Genomic DNA, 22,532 nt, shown 5'->3' on the forward strand with positions numbered 1-22,532 from the left:
TAACACCTCCAATAAAGCAAAAAACCTTCCGTGATACACGGAAGGCTTTTTTGTTTCGAATATCTTAGTGTCCCATGGAACCTACGTCGAACAATACTTTATACAACAGTACCAGCCCGAAGATGATCATGCTCACGCCAGCAATGCGGTTCAGCCACTCTACGTTTTTAAGCGTGAGTTTATGACGGAGCTTATCTGATACAAACACTTTCATGATATCAGCGGACAACACCATGCTTAAACAAACCCCATACATTACTATCCGGTGGCTTATCGAAGTAGCACTGTAGCCAATACACACTGGTAGCCAGAAAATAACTACTCCCGGGTTGAGGGTATTCATTAAAAAGCCGGCCAGCCATATCTTGAGATAATCATGCGTACCAAACATTTCCGGCTTCTCCTCTCCTGTACTGATCTTCACCTTTTTAAACAACAGGCCGTATATGCCCATGCCTATCAGTAATACACCACCAACAACGCCGATAGTGCGGTTATACCCTTCCAGGCCACTGATAAACGCGGTGGAGATATTACCGATCAGTACAAACATGATATCGCTGAAAGACACGCCCAGTGCGAAACTAATGCCTGCCTTAAAGCCATTATTAACACTGTACTTTATAATTGCGAATATAACCGGGCCTACCGATACAGATAAAACCAATCCCAGTCCCAGTCCCGCTACAATTGCTGCTATCATGCGTATAATTTCCGTGTCACAGGTGCTACTTAACTCTTAACGGTTTTTCCAGCAAGAAATTTCTCCCAGTCCTTCAGTTTCTCACCTTTCATTACACGAGGAAACTTATTCATGGCTCCTTCCTTGCCTTTGCAACGGAGATAATCAATGAATGCGTCGTTTGGTAATATTTCTACAAATACTTCCTTCAGGGCGGCGGAACGTTCCACGGCGTAGTCATCGTTTACCTCTGCGAGGGTCTGGTCAATGATTTCGCGTACTTTCTCCGCATCCACACCCGGTGTATCTGTACCCACATACCAGCGATGAGCAAACAGGTTCTGATAAGGGAACCCGGCTACCGTAAATTCACGGACAACAATGCCCAGCTTTTTCTGCACATTATCTATGGCCTTGTTCATGTTGTCGATACTCATATGCTCCCCGCAAAGACTGAGGAACTGCTTGGTACGGCCAACAATCACAATTTCATGTTCCTTTACAGAAGTAAATTTCACCACGTCACCGATCAGGTAACGCCATGCGCCTGCACAGGTAGAGAGCATCACCGCGTATTCAACATCTTCCACTACCTCATGGATCATGTAAGATTTAGGATTCGGCTTTACTTCTCCCTCTGCATCAAAGTTTTCTTCATTGAACGGAATAAATTCGTAGAAGATACCGGCATTCAATACCAGTTTGATGCCCCGGGTACCCGGACGGGCCTGGAATCCGAAAGATCCCTCAGAAGCCATATAAGTTTCAATGAACGCAATAGGCTTTCCGAGCAGCTTCTGAAAGTGATCGCGGTAAGGTTCAAAAGATACCCCGCCATGAATATACACCGCCAGATTAGGCCAGATTTCATGAATATTCTTAACCCCGTGGTATTTGATAATTTCTTCGAGTACAATCTGTACCCAGGCAGGTACGCCACAAACAGTACCTACGTCCCATTCTTTGGCTTTGCGCACGATTAACTTGATACGCTGTTCCCAATTGGGTTTCCGGGATATTTTGCCTCCCGGCTTATAAAAACGGCGGAACCATTTCGGGATATTCTTGGCCTGAATGCCACTCATATCGCCTTCGTAATAATCGCCTTTCTCGAATAAGGAAGTAGTTCCACCCAGCATCAGGATGCCCTTTTCAAAGGAACGGGGTGGAATATTAAAGTTGGCCATGGAATACAGCTGCTTCACACCCACTTTCTTCACCGTTTTCAACATGGCTTTGGTAACAGGTATGTGCTTGCTGGCAGATTCTGATGTACCGGAACTGAGCGCAAAGTATTTGATCTTCTCCGGCCAGCTTACGTTCGCTTCTCCTTCCAGGCAGCGGTACCACCATTCTGCGTGCATCTTGGTGTAGTTATGCACAGGTATTCTTTCGCGGTATTGCCCTATAAAATTGGCACTATCGAGTACTTCCTGAAATTGATAGTGACGGCCAAACTCCGTCTCCTTGGCCTTCTCCAGCAAACGATGCAGTACCTGCAGCTGGTATTGGCGAGGCGTTCCTAACTTAAACGTGAACTTCTTCCTGATGCGTAGTGACCTGGAAATAAGATTACCTATGATGGCCATTAACTTTCCCTCTCTTTAATTGAACTACAAAAATAAGTGGAATATTGAATATAAGTTGACTGATAATTAGGAATTACAGATTATATGTTAACATTAAGTCTTCTATACATACAAAATATCCAAAAGATGTAGGCTATAATTCGCAATTCATAATTCGCAATTCGTAATTACCTTTGCGGCATGTTAAAAACAACTTTACTCAAAGCTACTGAAGCCAGCGGAAAAATACTGCAACAATATTTCAATGGTCCATTCGAGGTGAGCAGTAAAAGTACGGTGAACGACCTGGTAACAGAAGTAGATAAAAAAGCCGAAACGGCGATTATTAACGTTATCAGGGAAACTTATCCAGATCATTTTATTTTGAGTGAAGAAGCAGGCGAAATGAAGACAGCGTCTTCTGTGAAGTGGATTATCGACCCCATTGATGGCACCGTGAATTTCGCCAACGGCATCCCCCTCTGTTGCGTATCCATAGGAGTGGAACAGGATGGCGAAATGATACTGGGCGCAGTATATAACCCTTTTATGAACGAGCTTTTTGTGGCAGAAAAAGGAAAAGGCGCTACCCTCAACGGCAACCCCATCCACGTTTCTACCAAAACAGACGTGTCCACCTCCTTCCTGGTAACAGGTTTCGCCTACAAATGGGAAGATGCTGCCAATAATCCCTTACAAGTTCTGGAACGCGTGATCAAACAAGGCATTCCCTTGCGCAGACTCGGTTCTGCTGCCATTGATCTCTGCTGGGTAGCCTGCGGCCGTTTTGATGGATTCTATGAACATCATCTCCAGGCCTGGGATTCTGCCGCCGGCTTCTTAATAGTAGAAGAAGCAGGAGGAAAAGTAACAGACTTTTCCGGCAACCGCTACTCCCCTTATCAAAAAGAAATACTGGCCACCAACGGTCATATCCATAGTGCATTACAAGATCTTATTAACGGTAAATAAGTAACTGGGAAGATGGAACAGGAAAGAACAGAAATACAGGACCTGGGAGAATTCGGATTAATCGAGTATCTCACCAGGAACATAGAAATACAAAACGCCAGCACCGTATTGGGTGTAGGTGATGATGCTGCGGTGATTGACCACTTCGGCAAACAAACGGTGATCAGCACCGATATGCTGGTGGAAGGCATTCACTTCGATCTGATGTATACGCCCCTGAAACACCTGGGGTATAAATCAGTAGTGGTGAACCTGTCGGACATCTACGCGATGAACGCCATTCCCACCCAGATCACGATCAGTATTGCCTTCTCTAACCGCTTCTCCCTGGAGGCGCTCAACGAATTCTATGAAGGCGTGTACGCTGCCTGTGAGAAATACGGCGTAGACCTGGTAGGTGGCGATACCAGCAACTCCCAGAAAGGCTTTGTCATCAGCGTTACTGCCATCGGAGAAGTAACCCCCGACCAGTTCGTAAAACGGTCTACCGCCGAAAAGGGCGACCTGCTCTGCGTTACCGGCGATCTTGGTGCAGCCTACCTGGGCCTTACCCTCCTTGAAAGAGAGAAAAAGATCTACCTGGAAAGTCCGGAAGTAAAACCCGACCTGGAAGATCAGACCTATATTATTGGCCGCCAGCTGAAACCGGAAGCCCGCAAGGACATTATCGAATTCCTGCAGGAAGCCGATATTAAACCTTCTGCCATGATGGATGTAAGCGACGGACTCAGTTCTGAAATTCTGCATATCGCCAAACAGAGCAACCTCGGTGTGGTACTGTATGAAGAAAAGATCCCTATTGCCCAGGAAAGTAAGGAAATAGCCATGAAATTCGGCCTGGATCCAACTGCCTGCGCACTGAGCGGCGGAGAAGATTATGAGCTGCTGTTCACCATGAAACAGGCAGATTACGACAAGATTGTGCTGAACGAACAAATCAGTGTGATCGGCTACATGACCGATATATCAGAAGGCGCACATATCCATACCAAAGGTGGCAACAAGTTTAAACTGGTTGCCCAGGGTTGGAACGCATTTCAACAGTAGCAATACTGGAAAAAAGATTGGGGAGATAGAAGTGACAACGCCACTTTTATCTCCCCAAAATATTATACGCCCGTACTATTACTTCTCCACAATCACCGGTATCACGGGGCTGTTATGCGTAGGCGGTAAATCGCCCGCAAATACAGAGAACTTCAACTGATATTTCCCTGGTTGCTCCGGCATTACTACTTCCAGGTTGATCAAACGGCGCAGTACCGCCCTTTCCAGGGTCATGGTTGACTTCACCGGTGGGAAATATGCTTCTTTTGCTGTAAAGCCGTAACCTAATACCGGTTCATTGGTCCGGTCTAACCGGATAGGCTGATGATAGTCATTGATAGGCTGCAGGATGACATTTACATGTTCTCCACGTTTAGCCCGTATGGTTTTCAGCGCTGGTTTCAGTTGTATCAGCGAATAAGAATAATAATCGGATTGCAGGTAATAATCCCAGGTACCATGTACCGTTTTCAAACTATCTGTAACAGGAATGCCTGTACCAGGATCAAATACCACCATCACGGGTTTACCCCACAGTTCCGTTTCTGTATCCCAGAAATTATACTGACTACGGCGGGCGTAGCGGCTGTTCAGGCTATAGGAAAGCTGGCCGGTATAAAACATATACTTAGATGGCCGTTGATAACTGTTTACAAACACCACCGGCCGGCCCTGTGCACGGGCAGCCACCTGTGAAGTCCATTCCCGGTTATCGTGTATTTCCGGTCTGATTTCCACTCCCGGCAGGAAGTTCCAGACCATATACACCCTTACTACCAGCACCAGTAACAAAGTAACCGGCAAGGTATAGATCAGCCATTTCTGGGTCCAGCCTTTTCTTACAATCGCCTGATGTGCGAGTATCACTACCGGTGTAAAGAGCATCACCGTCCAGTTGGCCTCTACCCTGCCTTTGAAGGTACTGAGCAGGAAGAACGACAACACGCCTATCACACAGAACTTCAACGCACGTTCAAAAGAGTTGGTAATAGGACTACGGAATGCATAATACAAAATCAGCCAGCCCAGCAAAGGTCCGAATAATAAGAGTTGTCCGCCTAGATAATCCAGCGAGTAGCTGATATCATAGGAAGATGCGTTCCTGTCGACCAGGTGATATTGCAGCGAAGGGAAACCATGGGTGTATTGCCAGTAGATATGCGGGAAGAACAACACCGTAGTGATGATACAGGCTACATAAAACTTGAATACCTTGAGCAGGTTCACGTTTGACAATAAAGTAAAGAATACCAGCAGCACGCCGTGGTACTTGCTGTAAAACATTAATGCCATGGAAAGGCCCAGCAGTAAGGTATTCTTCCATGTTTGTTCATTTACAAAATTGCGGTACACCCAGAAGTAAACGGCTGCAAAAAAGATCAGGGGAACATCCGGTACTGCCAGGATCCCCCCTATTTGCATGGCGCCCATGGAGCCTATCAGGAGATAAAAAAGTTTGTTGTCTTTTGAAGCGATGAGTTTTGCTGTAATCCACAGGGTGAGTGTGTTTACCAAAACGATGAGCAGCCTTACTCCCAGTTCGTTATGAAAAATACTGTATCCTATTTTGATCAGCAGCGCGATCATGGGTGGGTGGTCAAAGTATCCCCAATCCATATGCCGTGAATACACCCAGTAGTAGGCTTCGTCGTCCCATAACTCAGAGAAGCAGGCTTGTAATAGTCCAAGCACCAGCCAGGTGAGCAGGAACAGATTTTTGTAACGGTCCTTTTTTAAGAAGCGAGTTAGTGCACTCATGCGGATATACAGTAATGATTAATCCTGCGAAGATAGCGCTATTAACAGTATACTGTAGTTTCCCAATTAGAGTCGATGGCTACCAGGGCTGCATCGTAGCCTACCATAATACGGCCCAATGCCTGCTCACGGCCAATTGCGCGGGCCGGATACAGCGATGCCATACGCAAAGCTTCTTCCAGGGGAATACCTACCTGTTCCACACAATTACGTACTGCTTTGGTCATGGTCAGGCGGGAACCGGATAATACGCCGGTAGCGCTTACGTAGCGGTCTTCCTCTTTAATATACACGTAGCCACCTTCTTTATTCTCATCTACTGCATCTGTAATGAGGAACAGGCGTTCCTTCATGATCTTTTTACTGATGCGGATGGAGGCGAAGTCGACGTGCACGCCGTCTGCTACCACGCTGGCGCACACCTGCGGATGATCATAGATAGCGCCCACCAGGCCGGGGGCACGGCTTTCCAGCGGCGACATGGCGTTAAACAGGTGCGTCGCGTGGTGAATGCCTCTATCGAATGCGGCGTATGCCTGTGTATAGGTAGCGTTGCTATGCCCGGCAAAGATGACGATACCCGCTGCTTCCAGCTGTCTTACCAGTTCAGTATCGCAGCATTCCGGCGCCAGGGTCATGATCTTCACCACATCGCGGCCCTTCTCCAGGATCCAGTTGATGTCTTCCTGCGTGGGCGCATGAATGTATTGTTCGAGGTGGGCGCCTTTTTTCTTAGGATTGATAAAAGGGCCTTCGAGATGTAATCCCAATACGCCTTGTCCGCCTTGCTCCCAGTAAGCCCTCACCGCTTTCATGGCCTCCAGCATAATTTCCGGGCTGATAGTAGCTACGGTGGGCATAATCCAGGCAGCGCCGCCGCCTTTGCTGTAAGCTACCGTAGCCGCCAGCGAAGTCACCGAGGGATACATAGAAAACACCTGACCATTGCCCCCATAGATCTGCAGATCTATGAAAGCCGGCGCCAGCAGGGCCCCTTTCAGGTCTGTTTCACTACCGTCAGTTTTCCATTCGGAGGCAGGCACAATGCTGGTAATTTTCCCTCCCTGGGTAATTACTGCATGATCGTCCAATATCTCTTCACCGGTAAAGATCCGGGCATTGATGTAGGTAACAGACATAACAATAAAATTTTACGGCTACTAATTGACTTCGTATAACTCTAAAGGCAACCCATCCGGGTCTGCAAAAAAGGTAAAGCGTTGTTGGGTATGGGGATCTATGCGGACAGGTTCGGTAATCACCCCTTTTTGCGCCAGTTGGGTCACCGCAGCATCGATATCGGCCACAGCGAAGGCAAGGTGGCGGAGGCCGCAGGCTTCCGGGCGACTGGTACGCGGAGGTGGGTCCGGAAAAGAAAACAACTCGATGATATACTGGTTCCCCAGTGCCAGGTCCAGTTTCCAGGAATCCCTTTCTTCCCGGTATACTTCCCTGATTACCCGGAGGCCCAGCACATCGGTATAAAATGTTTTACTCCGGGAGTAATCAGCACAGATAACAGCGATGTGATGGACGGCCAGTAACATATAAAAAAGTTTGAAAAGAGACTATGCTTTGGGCAGGATAGTGAATGCGTCAGCATCTTTCAGGAAAGGAATGTTTTTCCTTACTTCATCGAGCCGCTCACGTTGAAGGGTATACGTAAATACGTCTTCATCGTGTGATTTGCGGTAGATGATTTCTCCCATGGGATCAATGAGACTGGATTCGCCGCTGTGGTAAATGTTATTACCGTCGTTCCCTACGCGGTTCACTCCGATCACAAACGACTGGTTTTCAATAGCGCGTGCCTGTAACAGCGTCGTCCAGGCGGTTTTGCGTCTTTCCGGCCAGTTGGCAACATTTACCAGTATATCATATGCCGGTTCGTTGGTATCGGGTTGTATGTTATTCCGCGCCCATACCGGGAAGCGGAGGTCATAACAGATGCTCAGATTGATTTTCCAGCCTTTTACCTGGGCAATGAGGCGCTTATCGCCGGGTTGGTAATGATCCTGCTCACCTGCATAACCAAACAGGTGGCGCTTATCATAGGTGCCATAAGTGCCGTTGGGCAGCATCCAGATCAAGCGGTTGAGATATTGTCCGTTTTCTTCAATGATCACGCTGCCGGTGAGAATAATATTCTTCTCTGCGGCTTTCTTCTTCATCCACTGTACAGTAGTGCCATCCATGGTTTCGGCCAGTTGGGCCGACTTCATGCTGAAGCCGGTGCTGAACATCTCCGGTAAAATGACTACCTCTGTTCTTTCCTGTATGCTGTTGATTTTTTCATCAAACATGCGGAGGTTGGCGGCTGAATCTTCCCAATTTAACTGGGTCTGTACGAGTGTTACTTTCAGATCTGACATTGTCGGTTATTGTGTTCACAAAATTACGGTCTGACGGCTTAGAAACTTTTCAAATTATGGCCGTCTTATGCCTCATTATTTGCGATTTGTTCAAGTGCTTCCTGGATTAATTCAGATTCATAACCTCTCTGCAACAGGTATTGCATGGTTTTGTACTTGCGTTTCATACCTGTTTCACCACGGAGCGACTGGTATTTCTTCTCTGCCAGCTTATGCAACACCGCGATGTAGTCGTCTTCATCAATTTCGGCCATTCCTTTTTTGATGCAGTAGGCAGATACCTGTTTCTGTTTCAGCTCCATCATTATTTTCTTCCGGCCCCATTGCTTGATCCGGAACTTACCGCCGGCGTATGCTTTGGCAAAGCGTTCTTCGTTGAGGAAGTTTTCAGCGATAAGTTCTGCAATGGCCTGATCTACTTCTTCTCCCCTCAACCCCAGTTCCAGGCACTTGTACTTCGTTTCCTGGTGGCTCCGCTCCTGGTAGGCACAAAACTGCCGGAGTTTTAGTATCTCGGTTTTCATCTCCCTTATCTTATGATTCTCAGCTTGGCGTAGTTAAGCATAATTTTCTTTTCACCGCCGCCTTTCGGGAAGTTGATGGTAGCGATCCTGTTGTTGGGAGCGCCTTCCATGGCAGCGATGGTACCAAAGCCAAATTTCTGGTGTTCCACCTGCATGCCTGGTTCCATACCTGCCGGATCATCCGGGGTAAAATCGGCGGAGGGCACATGGGTAGTTGCCGGTGAGAAAGTTGGTTTGGCTGCAGGCTTCTGCGTTACCGGTTGTGATGGTTGCTGACCAGGTGTTTTCTTTTGCATCCTGTCGAACATATTGTTGCTATTGCTCCATCCGGAGGTATTACCGCCGCCGAAAGCATTACGTACACTACCACCGCCGGCATAGCTGCGGTCAATGAATTTCTCCGGCATTTCCTCCAGGAAACGGCTCGGTTCATTCTGTACCAGGTTACCGAAACGGTAACGGCTATTAGCGTAAGTAAGCCATAAGCGTGCTTTTGCACGGGTAATAGCTACGTAGAACAGGCGTCTTTCTTCCTCCAGTTCTTCACGGGTATTGATAGACATACCGCTTGGGAACAGCGTTTCTTCCAGTCCTACGGTAAATACAACCGGGAACTCCAGTCCTTTTGCTGCGTGGATGGTCATCAGTTTCACCACGTCGCTGTTTTCATCGGTCCCCTGATCCGCATCTGTGAGGAGGGTAATCTGCTGGAGATAGGAGCCCATGCTTTTATCGAGCAGTTCTCCTTCTTCATCGGGGGTTTCTGTGAATTCCTTGATAGAGTTCAACAGTTCCTGCACGTTCTCATAACGGGCAAGCCCCTCCGTAGTTTTATCGTTAAACAGTTCTTTGACGAGATTGGTAGATTTACCTACGGCTACGGCCACATCGTATGCGTTGTGAGTAGAGAGTAAAGCCTGGAAACTCTTGATCATGACCACGAAAGCTTCAATTGCTTCCACAGTGCCGCCTTTGAAGCCCAGTTCCCTGGCCCTTTCCAGCACCTGCCACATGGTGATATTGTGTTCATTGGCGAGCACAATGGTTTTTTCCATGGTGGTTTTACCGATACCGCGAACGGGATAGTTGATGATCCTTTTCAGGCTCTCTTCATCGCGCGTATTCATGGTAACGCGGAGGTAAGCCACGTAGTCTTTGATTTCCTTGCGCTGGTAGAACGACAGTCCCCCGAAAATGCGGTAAGGAATGGCTTTCCGGCGAAGACTTTCTTCAAAAGAACGGCTCTGGGCGTTGGTACGGTACAGGATCACGAAATCGCGGTTATCGTAATGATTCCGGAGTTTCTGTTCTGAGATCGTATCTGCAACAAACTTACCTTCTTCGTTATCGGTCATGGTGCGTACCAGTTTGATGGTATCGCCTTCGGTATTATCTGTCCAGAGATTTTTTTCTATCTGTCCTTTGTTGTGTGCAATCACTTCGTTGGCCACATTGAGGATAGATTTGGTACTGCGGTAGTTCTGTTCCAATTTCACCACTTTCACATCATCATAATCCTTTTCAAACTGGAGGATGTTTTCGATGGTAGCGCCGCGGAAGGAGTAGATACTTTGAGCATCATCTCCCACTACACAGATATTTTCATTGACAGCACCGAGTAATTTGATGATTTCGTACTGGGCAGGGTTGGTATCCTGGTACTCATCGATCATGATATACTTGAACTTGTGCTGGTATTTATGCAATACTTCCGGAAATGTTTTAAGTAGAATGTACATTTTAAACAGCAGGTCATCGAAGTCCATGGCGCCGTTTTTAAAGGTACGTTTGGCGTACATGTCGTAGATCTTACCGATGAGCGGCCTGTTGGCGCGCATATCTTCCTGTTGTACGAGATGATCCAGCTGGTATTCTTCCGGTCCCATAAGGCTGTTTTTGGCGGCAGAGATGCGGTTGTATACGAAGTTGGGCTTATAGTGTTTATCGTCGAGATTCAGTTCGTTGATGATCGTTTTGATCACGCTTTTGGCGTCGTCTGTATCGTAGATGGTAAAATCGTTCGGGTATCCGAGCCGGTGTGCTTCAGCGCGAAGGAGGCGGGCAAAAACGGAGTGAAAGGTACCGATGTAAAGGTTACGTGCTTCGCTGCCGCCGAGGATCTTTTCCACACGTTCCTTCATTTCACGTGCCGCCTTGTTGGTAAACGTGAGGGATAAAATATTAAACGCATCCACGCCGTTCCGCATCAGGTGGGCAATACGGGTGGTAAGCACCTTGGTTTTCCCGGAACCGGCGCCTGCTACAATCATTATAGGGCCGTTGATATGTATTACTGCTTCCCGCTGTTGTTCGTTAAGCTCGTCTAAATAATTTGCCTTCATCACGACTGCTGTTTATATTTTATATGTAGAAAAGATATAGTATTTCAGAAGGGTGTAAAAGTACGAAAAAGGCGGAAATAATGCGGAGAGGATCGCCTCCGGAGATTGTCTTTTCCGGGATTAGCAGGATACTGCTGATTTTATCTTTTGGGGATTTTAAAAAATTTGGGGAGATAGAAGCAAATGATGTCGCTTTTATCTCCCCGGAATATCATTGATTTCTTTCCTATGGTTTCGCTCCCAGTGCTTTCATAAAGCGGAAGTGGGATACAACCGCCCCCTGCATGGTAGGGATACAGTTATAGGTAAGATTATGTTCTGCGCATTTAGCCGCCACAATTTTGCTGAGGGCAGGATAGTGTACATGACTGATTCTTGGAAACAGGTGATGTTCTACCTGGTAATTCAGACCGCCTACAAACCAGGAAATAATTTTATGTCCTGGTGCGAAGTTAGCGGTGGTTTTGATCTGATGGATGGCCCATTCGTTTTCTATCAGTTTAGCGTCGTCACCTACTGCTTCAAATTCTGTTTCTTCCACTACGTGTGCCAGCTGGAATACGATAGCGAGGGTGAAGCCCATTACCACGTGCATCACGGCGAAGCCGATGGCCCAGGCCTGCCAGCCTACCAGTACAACCGGCAGTGCAATATAGAAGGCGAGGTACAGCACTTTACTGCCCCAGAACACCATATGATCTGTCAGTTTCATAGGTTGAAGCGGAGTAGTATATACTTTCCGGCTCAGGTATTTTACAAAATCCATGATGAATACCCAGGCGAAGGAAGAAATAGCGTACACCAGTACTACGTAGATGTGCTGGATACGGTGCATAGGCACCCATTTCTGGGAACTGCACTGTCTCATGAGCGGGCTTTTGGCGATATCATCGTCGAGGCCGTCTACGTTGGTATAGGTATGGTGAATGATATTGTGTTTTTGTTTCCAGATGAAAGCGTTGCCACCTAAAGCGTTCAATGTGAGGCCGAGGGTATCGTTTACTTTACTGTTAGTAGAATAGCTGCCGTGGCAGGCATCGTGCATCACATTGAAGCCGATACTGGCCAGTACAAATCCCAGCAGGGCACATAAAGTTACCGAGAGGGCAGCTGGCATGGAGATGACTAATACAGAAATATATAAGGCAACAGCCACCGGAATGAGGATGGCAGTTTTAAGATACAGTTTCCAGTTCCCGGTTTTTTGAATGTTGTTTGACTTAAAATATTCTTCCACTGCGGATTTCAGCGCAGGGAAAAACAAAGCATTCTTGTTGTTAAAGGTCACTTTTGGCATAAAAAGATAAGCATTGTGATTGCCGGTGTACAGTTATAAGTTGTAGGAATACCGGAAAAAGTTAAAAAGTCTACGCTAATAAACGCTATTAAACCGGTTTTTATATGTTTTGCCCAATAATAAGTGGTTATTTAACAAAGATTTGTGCTTATAAGCGGATTGAGGGGGAATGAAATATGATATTTCCGTAGAAAAGGGGAAGAAAGCGGGATAACCGAAGTCTGCAAACGAGCATACAGCCAAATTACCGTTCAGCTGTCTGATGAGGACAGTCAATACAGTAAAAAAACAAACAACAATTAGCCTACTACCGGGTGATCATAGTCCTTTTAGCAGCGGCTTACAATGGCCTTGCTGAGGGTTTGCAGACTTCTGCTATCCAAAAGTCTGAATAGTATTTTGTACAGTTATAGTCAGATTAATGCCTGGTGATACGGGTTTTCAGCATTTTCCGGGCAAAGTGGATACGACTTTTCACGGTTCCTAAAGGTTCGTTGAGTATAGCTGCAATTTCATAATACTTATATCCTTCAAAGTACAACAGGAAAGGTTGTTTAAAAATGACAGGTAAATTGTATACGGCCATTTGTACATCTTTCACCCGCAGGTCGGATTCTGCAAAGTTACCTATAGCAGAGGGTTGGTGGCTTAACAGGTAATCTCCTACTGCGTTATCGAGCAACCGGTATTGGCGGTTGCCACGGCGGTAGTTGTTGATAAAGATGTTCCTCATGATGGTATACAGCCAGGCCCTGATATTGGTTCCGGCGAGGTATTTATCACGGTTGGATAACGCCCTGAATAGTGTTTCCTGGTAAAGGTCTTTTGCAGATTCGGAATCTTTGGTTAAGGTAACTGCATACGGCCGCAGGAAGTCGGCGTTTCCAAGTAATAAGTTATTAAATTCGGTGGATGACATAACGGTTAACTTTAAATTATTCACAATTAGCTAGAGCAACGGCCGTAAACGGCCGGGAGAAATGGTTTGAGGCAGTAATGGTAAGCCGCCGGTCTCCGTCCGGTGAGTACTGCCGGCACCTGCAGCGTTGTTTACAAGGGAGGTATCAACACCCTGATAAACGACAGCAACAGGTGCCTTAATCAGGTGTTGTGGTGATCATGAGGATTAGTTTTAGTTAAAGAATAAGCTTGCATATGGGGTACTTTAAAAATAGTAAACAGGGTACCGTCGTCGTCAGTATATCAGTTATAGCTATCGTTTAATGCCTGCTGCGCAGTCTGAATGAAAGTGATATCAGCATGATTCCCGTGAAGATGGCATAAATGCCAAAGATCCAGGTGAGCGTAACTGCGGCTGCCACAGGGTTTGCAACCAGCAATACACCAAAAAGAATAGTCAGCAAACCACCCACCATGTACCAACCTTCACCAGTGATTACCTTTCTTAGCCGGATGGCAATAATCAGTTCCAATAAGCCCGCCAGCATAGCCCAGAATGCCACGAGGTAAATGAGTGCTGCACCTGTTGCAAACGGATTGTATAAAGTAAGGATACCTAATATAACGCCAAATAGCCCGGAGATCAGGAAAAGGCCCCAGTTTTCATTGGATTTCCGCGCTGCTATCGCACCGGCAATGGCAAAAAGACCGGCCATAAAAAGATAAGCACCTAAGAAAACGATCAATGTGGTAAAAGTAGCACCAGGCCAGCCAACAGCCAGTACACCCAATACCAGGGCGAAAATTCCTCTCAACAAAAAAAGCCACCAATAAGCGTTATAAAAATCATGCATGCATTCTCAGTTTAAGGTTTCATAATGAGTGCTGTTATGGCAGGGTATACCATTGCGTGCAATAAGCGTTTCCGTTCTCTATATCTGAACAATCAGGATTTCTAATAACAATAACCAACATGCATGTCTCTATGTATTTCCGTCGCGACATCGATCAATAGGGCACGAGATTGCTCGCCTCGTGGGATAGCATTTTTTAAAATCAGAAAAGGTGGCAGGTGTTTTCATACTGGTAAGTTTATATGGTTACAGATAGCAGAGGACAGGCACGGCAAATCCTTGCCAGTCAAATCCGCTTGATCCTATAAATACCGATTGAACAACAACAGCTTAGTTAAAAATGTTTAATGGGGAGGCCTACTCTCTCAAAAAAATAATGGCCAGATAACACTTACTAACTAATCTTAACATTCACCAATTCACTCAAATACAAAAAAAGGATTATGTATTTATTGATTCTTTAAAAAAAAGGACTCTATACACAATTTAAAAAAAAATGTTAAAAAAAACAAAAAGGATTTGGCCGGCAGGTAAATACCGGAAAGGAGGTTTTTTCGGAAGATTCAGACTTTTCGGCGGCTATCTGTCGTGACGATCTACTACCAGTTTCTCATCGCGGTTGGCAATATCCCAGGCCGTGTAAAAAACCAGGCGCGCTCTTTTGGCCAGCAGCTCAAAATTTATTTTGTCTACTGAATCTGTTGCTGCGTGATAGTCGGCATGCGTGCCATTGAAATAAAAAATGATAGGAATACCATGTTGTGCAAACATGTAGTGATCGGAGCGGTAATAAAAACCTTCCGGATCATTGGGATCATTGTATTTATAGTCCAGTTTGAGATGGGTATAAGTATCGTTGGCTTTTTCGTTGATCGGACGCAACTCAGAACTGAGCTTATTGTCACCTATAATGTAGAGGTAGTTGGTATCTTTTTCGTGGGCGGGGTCTATCCGTCCGATCATATCGATATTCAGATCAGTAACCGTATTGACCAATGGATACACTGGGTGCTCTGTATAATACTGAGAGCCAAGTAAGCCTTTCTCTTCTCCCGATACTGTCATAAACACCATACTTCTGCGGGGGCCGTTACCTGCCTTTTTTGCACGGGCAAAAGCAGCAGCTATTTCTATCACGGCACTGGTGCCGGAACCATCATCGTCTGCTCCATAAAAAATCTCGTTATCTTTTTTGCCGAGATGATCATAGTGCGCGGTCACAAAAACAATTTCATTTTTCTTATCGGTCCCTTCCAGGTATGCCAGCACATTGGAAGGTTGCAATATTGTGGCGGCTTTATTGAACAACAGGCGAACAGCCGTATTGCTGACAACAGGTGGTTTCCAGCCCCTGTCTATTTCTTCGAGGAGATTATCTGCCTTGTCAGTGTTGAGAATATCTGCAGCAAGAGCGGGCGTGATGTAGTAAATATTCGGATTGGCAGTGGTATCCTTCTGCCAGTACATACCAGTGCTGCGGAGCTTTTGTTGCTCCAGCGATTTATACCTGCCAGCGGCAGGTGAAATTACCAGTACTGCAGCAGCTCCTTTTTCTTTTGCTATGCTGATACGTTCTTCCAGGTTGCCTTTACTACGATACAAACCCCGTTTCACGCCATCCCTGATCATCACTACCTGTCCTTTTACATCCAGGCGGGCGTAATCAGCTACTGTTTCTGCATAGTAAACACGCGAAACTTTCAGGTCCTGGTTATTTCCGGCCCTGAGATCGGCCAGAAAATCACGCGCGAACTGATAGGTATTTTTCCCAACGGTGATGGTGCTGTTTAACAGGCTATCTGAATAAAGCGGGTAATGTTGTTCCCATTTTCCATTCACACCGGGTTGCAAACCAGCGGCGGAAAACTGGCTGATAATGTAAGCGGCAGCCCTCTCCTGCCCGCGTGTAGCAGTTTCCCTTCCTTCCATTTCCGGTCCGGCAATTACATGCAATTGCCGGCTAAGACCGGCAGCAGTAATAGTTTCACCATACTTTGCAGCATGCGTATTATTCACCTGAGCGTGCAGCCTGGTAACCAGGAAAAGACAAATGACAACGAAGGAAACTCTCATGGAGTGGTTTTTTTATACATCCGATTTGCTACACTATCCAACAAAAAGAGCCGGTATGAAGCCGGCTCTTTAATATTACTACAATTTCGTGTATTCGTTAGCGTAAAAAATGATATGTGGTGGTAAACCGTTACAGGCAAACCATTTTACGTACCCTATCCTGGTGACGGCCACCTTCAAAAGGTGTTCCTATGAATACTTCCACCATCTGGTTGGCCACCGGAATATCTACAAAGCGGGCAGGAATACACAACACATTTGCGTTGTTATGCGAACGTGCCAGTCTTGCCAGCTCTTCTCCCCAGCAGATAGCAGCGCGGATGCCCTGGTGTTTATTGGCGGTGATAGCCACCCCATTTGCACTGCCGCAGATCAGGATACCAAAGGCGGCCTGTTCTCTTTCTACTGCTGTAGATACCGGATGCGCATAATCCGGATAGTCCACTGAGTCTTTGGAATAAGTGCCATAATCCTTTACCTGTAAGCCTTTCGATTCCAGGAAAGAAATTACTTCTTCTTTATATTCAAAACCTGCATGATCAGAACCGATAGCTACAGGCAAGGTCAGGTTAAATATGGTGGTATTTTCCATTTCAAATTGCGTGTTTACTGTTAGAGATAAATTAAGACCACTCTTCTACATCTGTTTTGGCCATTTTGTCTTCACGATCTTTCAGTGCCTTTTTCGATATAAAGATACTGATTTCGTACAGACAGTATAAAGGCACGAACACGATCAGCTGATCTACCAGGTCCGGAGGCGTGATAATAGCTGCGAGGATCAGGATCACCACGATGGCATGGCGTCTGTAGGCCTTCAGGAAGTCTGGAGTAAGAATACCCAGTTTGGTCAGGAAAAATACGAGGATAGGCAGTTCAAAGAGAATACCCATACCTAATACGATCTGTGTCATCAGATCGAAATAATCATCTATAAAGAACTGATTTACGGCTTTGGTAGTTACTGTATAGGAAGCGAGGAAGTTGATGGTAAATGGCGCCATCAGGAAGTAGGCGAAGCATATTCCGAGGAAGAACTGGAAAGATACCCAGAAGATAACGCCTCTGGCTCCTTTGAGTTCTCTTTCTTTCAGTGCGGGCTTAACGAAGCGCCAGAATTCCCAGAAAATGTACGGGAAGGCGCAAATAAAGCCGATAATGAAGGCCAGTTTAAATTGCAGCATGATCTGCCCTACCATCTTATAATTCAGAAACTGCACCTTCACGGGCGTAATACAGAGCTGATCTCCGAGTCCTACCCAGTGACCTAATTTACATAACACGATATAAGAAGGGAAATCGGCATTGGTGGGTCCAAAGATGACGTTATCCAGAATCTCCTGTGTGTATACGAAGCCAAATACGCTAAATGCAACAAGGGCAAGGGCTGATCTGACAAGGTGCCACCGGAGGTCTTCCAGGTGGTCGAAAAAAGACATCTCTGCTTTGTCCTCGCTATTTGAGAAAAGTTTCTTTAACATACTTTATACGGTCGAACGATGTTGAATACAGTTTCGTTTAAGGATCACAAATATAGCTGTTGCATACTACAAATTACAGTGCACGGCGTATAAAGTACCCTATTTTAATATTGCTTTAAGCAATGATAACAACATGTACGTAAAAAGAGAAAATGTGGGAAGAAGAAAAAAAAGAAAGTGGAGAGTTGGGAGAAAAAAAAGAGCCAGCCCGAGAAGAATCAAGAGCCGGCCTTTCATCCATTGTTTGTTAACCCCAAAAAAGTTGAATTCGAGAATGTCTTTAGCTTCCAGTTAAACTACTTACCTAATTGATGGCAAGCGTTCAGTATAAGTAAGAATCCCTGGTTGCGTTTTATATTGTAATACAAAAATAACAAGAATTATTTTATTATCAATGTTGGAACACTTTTTTTACAACCTTTTAACAAAAATCAAATCATTGTGTTACATCATCTGAAGCAAATGTATACAATCCGTGTTAAATTCCTACTACTTTTTTTAAAAACGTTTTAGCAAAATTGTTATTGTCTCGTTAACCGTTACATTATGAAAATAATTATATCATATTATTATCCGATAAGTCAACGAAATTAACGGTGATGTCTATATCAGCATCTTCATCTTCACCATTTCGATGCGGGTATCCGTAACATTCAGAATATCAAACTCATAATCATCGATTATAATGCGTTCCTTGATCTTTGGAATCGTTTCGTGATGGTTGATTATGTATCCTGATAATGTTTCACTTTCATCTTCCGGAAAATCCAGACCATATCTTTCATTCAAGTAATCGAGCTCTAATCTTCCTGAAAAAATATATTCTTTTTCGGCAATCTGCTTTTCTACAAACTCTTCTTCGTCGTGTTCATCTTTAATTTCTCCGAAAATTTCCTCCAGTACATCTTCGATCGTCACGATTCCTGCTGTTCCTCCGAATTCGTCTACTACCCATGCGATGCTCTTGCGTTCTTTATTGAACTTGCTGAGCAGATCTATGGCACTCATAGTTTCAGGCACGGCCAGTATAGGATGTATGATGCTTTTGATCTCCGACGGATTCTTGAACATATCCAACTGATGGATATATCCCAGGATATTATCGATGGTACCTTCGTAAATAATAATCTTAGATAGTTTGGTATCCATAAATTTCTTCCGGGCATCACTGATAGGCCTTTGCATTTCCAGTGCTTCTATTTCCTTGCGGGGAATAAGACAGCCACGGATTTTTACATGAGCCAGCGACAGTGCGTTTTCAAACAGCTCTGTATTCAGGTCCTGGTTGTTCTCGCCAAAGTGTTGCTGCGACTGACGGATAAAGTGTTCCACATCTACGCGGGTAAATGATTCTCCGCTTTCCACAAGTCGTACATTGAACAGGTATTTCAGCATCCATTCAGAAATGGAGGCCAGCACATTACCGATCACATAGAGTGGTTTGGCCACTATAGAAACGGGCAATGCAAAAAAGCTGAGCAAGGCTTCCGGTCTGGATCTGAAGATGGCTCTGGGGATAAAAAAGCCCAGGAACAATACGAACAGGGTGGCCAGTATTATTTCAATAAAAATAATAAAAGGCTGAATACCGGCTGATTCCGGCTTCCGCATAATGGTATCCAGCGCAGGCTGAAATACGCCCGCCACGAGGATGCCATAGATCACTATGGTAATCGTGAATCCTACCAGGCTGGTAGCCAGGAAGCGACTGGGATTTTCATTCAGACTGGCCAATATTTTGCCAGTGGCCCGGCCTTGCTTCTTTTTGAGTTCAATGCTAAGTTTATTAACATTGGCAAAGGCAGCTTCGATACCAGAAAAGAAGCCTGCCAGCAATACCAGGAAAACCAAAATAATTATTGTGTATCCGTCCATCCTAACAAAAATAACGAATTAGGAAAACCAACAATCACGCCGCTACTTTATATTTAAAAAATCTGTTACCAGCTTTTTTACTTCTTCATAGGCTTTTTCCAGTTCATCATTTACCACAATCTGATCAAATTCATGGGCAAACGACAGTTCATAGCGGGCTTTTGCCAGGCGTTCGTCGAGGGAGGCCTGTGTTTCGGTGCCCCTTTCGCTGAGTCTTACGCGCAGGGCATCTAACGACGGAGGCTGTATGAAAATAGTCAGTGCGTGCTGGTGGTACTTTTCTTTAATGGATAAAGCCCCTTTGACGTCAATATCTACCATCGGGATCTGTTCGTTGTTCCAGATACGCTCCAGCTCACTTTTCAGGGTACCGTAATATTTGCCTGCGTATACCATTTCGTATTCTGCGAACGCATTTTCCTCAATCTGCTGATGGAATTCATCGGCAGACAGGAAGTAATAATCTTTTCCGTGTACTTCGCTGGCTCTCGGTGTGCGGGTGCTGGCGGAGATGGAAAAAGACAGTACCGGCATATTGGCCAGTAATTTTTTTACGATGGTGGTTTTACCGGCGCCGGAAGGTGCGGTAACGATGATGATCTTTTTTTCCATTATTAATTACAATCAAGGTAGCGGTTACTTCAAATGCAAAACCCAAAAACCAGTAAAATGTTTTGCTGGAATTTGGGTTTTGATGAAGTATGAACAACTGTTTATACTCTCTTTATGTCTGCGCCCAGTTTTCTCAACCTTTCGTCGATGTACTGGTAGCCACGGTCTATCTGGTCTATATTCTGAATGGTGCTCTTGCCTTCTGCGCTGAGGGCGGCGATCAGCAGGGATACGCCGGCGCGGATATCGGGCGACGACATGGTGATACCGCGCAGCGGGTGCTGGCGGCCCAAACCGATAACAACGGCACGGTGCGGATCGCACAATACGATCTGTGCGCCCATATCAATCAGTTTGTCTACGAAAAACAGGCGGCTTTCAAACATTTTCTGGTGGATCATCACACTGCCTTTTGCCTGTGTGGCTACTACCAGCACAATGCTCAGCAGGTCCGGTGTGAATCCGGGCCATGGATGATCTGAAATGGTCAGGATGGAACCATCCAGGAACGTCTGTATTTCGTAGGAATCCTGTGAAGGAATGTAAATATCGTTGCCCCTGATTTCCAGCTGAATACCTAACTGCCGGAATTTTTCGGGAATAATGCCCAGGTTGTCGACCCCGGCATTCTTGATGGTGATTTCGCTTTGCGTCATGGCGGCCAGTCCGATGAAGGAGCCGATTTCGATCATATCCGGGAGCATGCTGTGTTCGCAGCCTCCCAGGTATTTTACGCCTTCGATAGTGAGGAGGTTGGAACCTACTCCGCTGATACGGGCGCCCATGCGGTTGAGCATTTTACAAAGCTGCTGCAGGTAAGGTTCGCAGGCGGCATTGTAGATAGTGGTGGTTCCTTCGGCCATTACCGCTGCCATCACAATGTTGGCGGTACCGGTAACACTGGGCTCATCCAGCAGCATGTAAGTGCCTTTGAGGCCTCCGGTGGTTTCGAGACGGAAGTAGTTATCATCCGCATCGTATACAAATCTGGCTCCCAGCTTTTCAAAACCGATAATATGGGTATCCAGTCTGCGACGACCTATTTTATCACCGCCGGGTTTTGGGATGAAAGCGCGTCCGAACCTGGCAAGCAGTGGACCGGCAATCATTACAGAACCACGTAAACGGCCTGATTTCTTTTTAAATTCGGGACTTTCCAGGTATTTCAGATCTACTGCATCTGCCTGAAATTCGCAGGTATCCCTGCTGATACGGTTCAATTTTACGCCAGCATCTCCTAACAACTCTATCAGCAGATTTACATCTACTATATCCGGGATATTGGTGATGGTTACCTTTTCGGGGGTTAGCATCACGGCACTGATGATCTGTAAAGCTTCGTTTTTGGCACCCTGGGGTATAATTTCCCCCTTTAAGCGGTTGCCGCCTCTGACTTCAAAAGCACTACTCACTTGTTCCTGTTTTTGTTGTATTTGTTATTGTGCTTATTGTTATTATCCCTGTTCTTGCTGCCGCCGCCACTGTTGTTGCTGTTGCTGCTTTTGAACTTATTTTGCTGGAAGCTTTTCCGTTTGTTGGTACGGAACTGATCTGCGCCACCGGCTACATTGCCGCTGAAGCCCGGGTTTACAGGACTTGGCACATGAGGGGTATGACCCGGATGGTATTCCAGCTGGTTATCGGTAATGGCCAGTAATTCTGCCTTGATGGCGTCATCGTGAACACTTTCCTTGTGCCAGTTGGTATAGGCCAGTTTCATATAGTTACCGATACACTGGGTAAATCCTTCTTTTTTCTCCGGATTATCTTCGTGAACGGCTTTATCTATGATCATTTCCAGGTTTTTGCCGAAGTGGCGGTTCCTGGGATATTTTTTTGGATAAGGGAGTCTGTCTGGTTTTGCTCTCAGCTTTTCGATAGTGGGGATAGGATAAGGTGATTCCACTTTCAGGGTAAAGCCGGAGATATTAAAGATATGGTCCCATAATTTATGCCTGAAGTCTTCTACATTACGTAAATGTGGATTCAGCGTACCCATCAGTTCTATCACTGCCATAGCATTACGCTGGCGCTCATCGTCGTCTTCTATGGTTACCAGGTACTCCACCATTTTCTGGATATTCCTGCCATACTCCTTCATTATCAGGTAATTACGCGTGGTATTGTATTCCATTACTAGTATTTAAAAAAATATGATTTGATGATGGGACATCT

20 protein-coding genes are annotated in these 22,532 nt (G+C 45.7%); 2 read left to right on the forward strand and 18 right to left on the reverse strand.

Annotation, left to right across the window (positions count from 1 at the left end; genetic code table 11):
* Positions 1-64: 64 nt before the first annotated feature.
* On the reverse strand, positions 65-703 hold the full coding sequence (locus tag BMW79_RS01775) for a LysE family translocator (RefSeq protein ID WP_089889743.1): 639 nt from the start codon (positions 701-703) through the stop codon (positions 65-67).
* A 29-nt stretch (positions 704-732) separates the two neighbouring features.
* Positions 733-2,271, reverse strand: a complete 1,539-nt coding sequence (locus BMW79_RS01780; protein WP_089889745.1) for a GH3 family domain-containing protein — start codon at positions 2,269-2,271, stop codon at positions 733-735.
* Positions 2,272-2,451: 180 nt separating this feature from the next.
* Between BMW79_RS01780 and BMW79_RS01785 the strand changes: the two genes are divergently transcribed.
* Together BMW79_RS01785 and thiL are read left to right on the forward strand one after the other, a co-directional pair.
* A complete protein-coding gene (locus tag BMW79_RS01785) occupies positions 2,452-3,222 on the forward strand; it encodes an inositol monophosphatase family protein (RefSeq protein ID WP_089889748.1) in 771 nt (256 codons plus the stop codon).
* A gap of 12 nt (positions 3,223-3,234) precedes the next feature.
* Positions 3,235-4,269, forward strand: coding sequence for a thiamine-phosphate kinase (thiL, locus tag BMW79_RS01790; protein WP_089889750.1), 1,035 nt, complete (start codon positions 3,235-3,237; stop codon positions 4,267-4,269).
* 78 nt (positions 4,270-4,347) lie between these two features.
* Here thiL and BMW79_RS01795 read toward each other — a convergent pair whose 3' ends face one another.
* The 16 genes from BMW79_RS01795 to BMW79_RS01870 all read right to left on the reverse strand — a co-directional run bounded on the left by BMW79_RS01795 (position 4,348) and on the right by BMW79_RS01870 (position 22,491).
* Complete coding sequence (locus BMW79_RS01795; protein ID WP_089889752.1) at positions 4,348-6,027, reverse strand: ArnT family glycosyltransferase; 1,680 nt, start codon at positions 6,025-6,027, stop codon at positions 4,348-4,350.
* A 41-nt stretch (positions 6,028-6,068) separates the two neighbouring features.
* Positions 6,069-7,166: an N-acetylglucosamine-6-phosphate deacetylase gene (gene nagA / locus BMW79_RS01800; RefSeq protein WP_089889754.1), complete on the reverse strand. Its 1,098-nt coding sequence runs from the start codon at positions 7,164-7,166 to the stop codon at positions 6,069-6,071.
* A 21-nt stretch (positions 7,167-7,187) separates the two neighbouring features.
* A complete protein-coding gene (locus BMW79_RS01805; RefSeq protein WP_089889757.1) occupies positions 7,188-7,574 on the reverse strand; it encodes a VOC family protein in 387 nt (128 codons plus the stop codon).
* 21 nt (positions 7,575-7,595) lie between these two features.
* Positions 7,596-8,399 carry an amidohydrolase gene (locus tag BMW79_RS01810; protein WP_089889759.1) on the reverse strand — a complete coding sequence of 268 codons (804 nt, stop codon included), beginning with the start codon at positions 8,397-8,399 and terminating at the stop codon, positions 7,596-7,598.
* Between the two features lie 65 nt (positions 8,400-8,464).
* Positions 8,465-8,923 (reverse strand): regulatory protein RecX, encoded by a 459-nt coding sequence (locus BMW79_RS01815; protein WP_089889761.1) that lies wholly within the window; start codon positions 8,921-8,923, stop codon positions 8,465-8,467.
* A gap of 5 nt (positions 8,924-8,928) precedes the next feature.
* A complete protein-coding gene (locus tag BMW79_RS01820; protein ID WP_089889764.1) occupies positions 8,929-11,265 on the reverse strand; it encodes an ATP-dependent helicase in 2,337 nt (778 codons plus the stop codon).
* 226 nt (positions 11,266-11,491) lie between these two features.
* A complete protein-coding gene (locus BMW79_RS01825) occupies positions 11,492-12,562 on the reverse strand; it encodes a fatty acid desaturase family protein (RefSeq protein ID WP_089889767.1) in 1,071 nt (356 codons plus the stop codon).
* Between the two features lie 418 nt (positions 12,563-12,980).
* Positions 12,981-13,481 carry an RNA polymerase sigma factor gene (locus tag BMW79_RS01830; protein WP_079471211.1) on the reverse strand — a complete coding sequence of 167 codons (501 nt, stop codon included), beginning with the start codon at positions 13,479-13,481 and terminating at the stop codon, positions 12,981-12,983.
* Positions 13,482-13,782: 301 nt separating this feature from the next.
* Complete coding sequence (locus BMW79_RS01835) at positions 13,783-14,316, reverse strand: HdeD family acid-resistance protein (protein ID WP_089889770.1); 534 nt, start codon at positions 14,314-14,316, stop codon at positions 13,783-13,785.
* 579 nt (positions 14,317-14,895) lie between these two features.
* Positions 14,896-16,389 (reverse strand): M28 family peptidase, encoded by a 1,494-nt coding sequence (locus tag BMW79_RS01840; protein ID WP_089889773.1) that lies wholly within the window; start codon positions 16,387-16,389, stop codon positions 14,896-14,898.
* Between the two features lie 130 nt (positions 16,390-16,519).
* Positions 16,520-16,981 (reverse strand): ribose 5-phosphate isomerase B, encoded by a 462-nt coding sequence (gene rpiB / locus BMW79_RS01845; RefSeq protein ID WP_089889776.1) that lies wholly within the window; start codon positions 16,979-16,981, stop codon positions 16,520-16,522.
* Positions 16,982-17,012: 31 nt separating this feature from the next.
* Positions 17,013-17,870 (reverse strand): twin-arginine translocase subunit TatC, encoded by an 858-nt coding sequence (gene tatC, locus BMW79_RS01850; protein ID WP_089889779.1) that lies wholly within the window; start codon positions 17,868-17,870, stop codon positions 17,013-17,015.
* A gap of 603 nt (positions 17,871-18,473) precedes the next feature.
* The gene (locus BMW79_RS01855; RefSeq protein WP_089889781.1) at positions 18,474-19,745 is read right to left on the reverse strand and encodes a hemolysin family protein; all 1,272 of its coding nucleotides are present in this window, start codon (positions 19,743-19,745) and stop codon (positions 18,474-18,476) included.
* A 42-nt stretch (positions 19,746-19,787) separates the two neighbouring features.
* Positions 19,788-20,357 (reverse strand): guanylate kinase, encoded by a 570-nt coding sequence (gene gmk, locus BMW79_RS01860; protein WP_089889784.1) that lies wholly within the window; start codon positions 20,355-20,357, stop codon positions 19,788-19,790.
* A gap of 101 nt (positions 20,358-20,458) precedes the next feature.
* The gene (gene murA, locus BMW79_RS01865) at positions 20,459-21,769 is read right to left on the reverse strand and encodes a UDP-N-acetylglucosamine 1-carboxyvinyltransferase (protein WP_089889786.1); all 1,311 of its coding nucleotides are present in this window, start codon (positions 21,767-21,769) and stop codon (positions 20,459-20,461) included.
* A complete protein-coding gene (locus BMW79_RS01870; RefSeq protein WP_089889788.1) occupies positions 21,766-22,491 on the reverse strand; it encodes a DUF4290 domain-containing protein in 726 nt (241 codons plus the stop codon). The genes murA and BMW79_RS01870 overlap by 4 nt, the downstream gene beginning before the upstream one ends.
* Positions 22,492-22,532: the final 41 nt, after the last annotated feature.

The organism is Chitinophaga arvensicola, assembly GCF_900110835.1.
Taxonomy (GTDB): Bacteria; Bacteroidota; Bacteroidia; order Chitinophagales; family Chitinophagaceae; genus Chitinophaga; species Chitinophaga arvensicola.

Excerpts from the sequence above, each read along its gene's own strand:
- BMW79_RS01820 (WP_089889764.1), bottom strand. The coding sequence starts at position 11,265 with ATGAAGGCAAATTATTTAGACGAGCTTAACGAACAACAGCGGGAAGCA.
- BMW79_RS01780 (WP_089889745.1), bottom strand. The coding sequence starts at position 2,271 with ATGGCCATCATAGGTAATCTTATTTCCAGGTCACTACGCATCAGGAAG.
- thiL (WP_089889750.1), top strand. The coding sequence starts at position 3,235 with ATGGAACAGGAAAGAACAGAAATACAGGACCTGGGAGAATTCGGATTA.
- tatC (WP_089889779.1), bottom strand. The coding sequence starts at position 17,870 with ATGTTAAAGAAACTTTTCTCAAATAGCGAGGACAAAGCAGAGATGTCT.
- BMW79_RS01775 (WP_089889743.1), bottom strand. The coding sequence starts at position 703 with ATGATAGCAGCAATTGTAGCGGGACTGGGACTGGGATTGGTTTTATCT.
- BMW79_RS01855 (WP_089889781.1), bottom strand. The coding sequence starts at position 19,745 with ATGGACGGATACACAATAATTATTTTGGTTTTCCTGGTATTGCTGGCA.
- BMW79_RS01825 (WP_089889767.1), bottom strand. The coding sequence starts at position 12,562 with ATGCCAAAAGTGACCTTTAACAACAAGAATGCTTTGTTTTTCCCTGCG.
- BMW79_RS01815 (WP_089889761.1), bottom strand. The coding sequence starts at position 8,923 with ATGAAAACCGAGATACTAAAACTCCGGCAGTTTTGTGCCTACCAGGAG.
- BMW79_RS01870 (WP_089889788.1), bottom strand. The coding sequence starts at position 22,491 with ATGGAATACAATACCACGCGTAATTACCTGATAATGAAGGAGTATGGC.
- BMW79_RS01810 (WP_089889759.1), bottom strand. The coding sequence starts at position 8,399 with ATGTCAGATCTGAAAGTAACACTCGTACAGACCCAGTTAAATTGGGAA.
- BMW79_RS01805 (WP_089889757.1), bottom strand. The coding sequence starts at position 7,574 with ATGTTACTGGCCGTCCATCACATCGCTGTTATCTGTGCTGATTACTCC.
- BMW79_RS01795 (WP_089889752.1), bottom strand. The coding sequence starts at position 6,027 with ATGAGTGCACTAACTCGCTTCTTAAAAAAGGACCGTTACAAAAATCTG.
- rpiB (WP_089889776.1), bottom strand. The coding sequence starts at position 16,981 with ATGGAAAATACCACCATATTTAACCTGACCTTGCCTGTAGCTATCGGT.
- BMW79_RS01835 (WP_089889770.1), bottom strand. The coding sequence starts at position 14,316 with ATGCATGATTTTTATAACGCTTATTGGTGGCTTTTTTTGTTGAGAGGA.
- gmk (WP_089889784.1), bottom strand. The coding sequence starts at position 20,357 with ATGGAAAAAAAGATCATCATCGTTACCGCACCTTCCGGCGCCGGTAAA.
- BMW79_RS01785 (WP_089889748.1), top strand. The coding sequence starts at position 2,452 with ATGTTAAAAACAACTTTACTCAAAGCTACTGAAGCCAGCGGAAAAATA.
- BMW79_RS01830 (WP_079471211.1), bottom strand. The coding sequence starts at position 13,481 with ATGTCATCCACCGAATTTAATAACTTATTACTTGGAAACGCCGACTTC.
- BMW79_RS01840 (WP_089889773.1), bottom strand. The coding sequence starts at position 16,389 with ATGAGAGTTTCCTTCGTTGTCATTTGTCTTTTCCTGGTTACCAGGCTG.
- nagA (WP_089889754.1), bottom strand. The coding sequence starts at position 7,166 with ATGTCTGTTACCTACATCAATGCCCGGATCTTTACCGGTGAAGAGATA.